Raw genomic sequence first — 623 nt, 5'->3', positions numbered from 1 at the left:
GTCAGGTACTCTATCCAGTTGAGCTAAGGGTGCTTCTTTCAACCTTTGTCTATGCCGAGGACCGGAATCGAACCGGTACGATCGTTACCAATCGCAGGATTTTAAGTCCTGTGCGTCTGCCAGTTCCGCCACCCCGGCCTCCTCAAGCGAACGACGGGATTCGAACCCGCGACCCCCACCTTGGCAAGGTGGTGTTCTACCACTGAACTACGTTCGCATTGCTTTCTTTATATAAAAAAATGCCGGCTACATGACTTGAACACGCGACCCTCTGATTACAAATCAGATGCTCTACCAACTGAGCTAAGCCGGCTCATTATTATTCTCTTATGCGGGTTAAGGGACTTGAACCCCCACGCCGTAAAGCGCCAGATCCTAAATCTGGTGCGTCTGCCAATTCCGCCAAACCCGCAAAATATGACCCGTACTGGGCTCGAACCAGTGACCCATTGATTAAAAGTCAATTGCTCTACCAACTGAGCTAACGAGTCTTAAAATAATTTTCATTATCTTAACGGTCCCGACGGGAATCGAACCCGCGATCTTCGCCGTGACAGGGCGACGTGATAACCGCTACACTACGGGACCTATGGGAGTTAACGGGATCGAACCGCTGACCCTCT

6 tRNA genes are annotated in these 623 nt (G+C 50.7%); all 6 read right to left on the bottom strand.

The features are described from left to right. Positions 1 to 52: 52 nt before the first annotated feature. Positions 53 to 138: transfer RNA gene (locus HMPREF2832_RS06400), tRNA-Leu, on the bottom strand. Between the two features lie 7 nt (positions 139 to 145). Next, positions 146 to 217 (bottom strand) — tRNA-Gly (locus HMPREF2832_RS06395). 23 nt (positions 218 to 240) lie between these two features. Further along, positions 241 to 313: transfer RNA gene (locus HMPREF2832_RS06390), tRNA-Thr, on the bottom strand. Positions 314 to 330: 17 nt separating this feature from the next. After that, positions 331 to 412: transfer RNA gene (locus HMPREF2832_RS06385), tRNA-Leu, on the bottom strand. 6 nt (positions 413 to 418) lie between these two features. Further along, a tRNA-Lys gene (locus tag HMPREF2832_RS06380) sits at positions 419 to 491 on the bottom strand. 24 nt (positions 492 to 515) lie between these two features. After that, a tRNA-Asp gene (locus HMPREF2832_RS06375) sits at positions 516 to 588 on the bottom strand. Positions 589 to 623: the final 35 nt, after the last annotated feature.

Source organism: Streptococcus sp. HMSC073D05 (assembly GCF_001812015.1).
Taxonomy (GTDB): Bacteria; Bacillota; Bacilli; order Lactobacillales; family Streptococcaceae; genus Streptococcus; species Streptococcus parasanguinis_D.
Note: the sequence above shows the minus strand (reverse complement) of the source record. Positions and strands in the feature narration are given on the sequence as shown.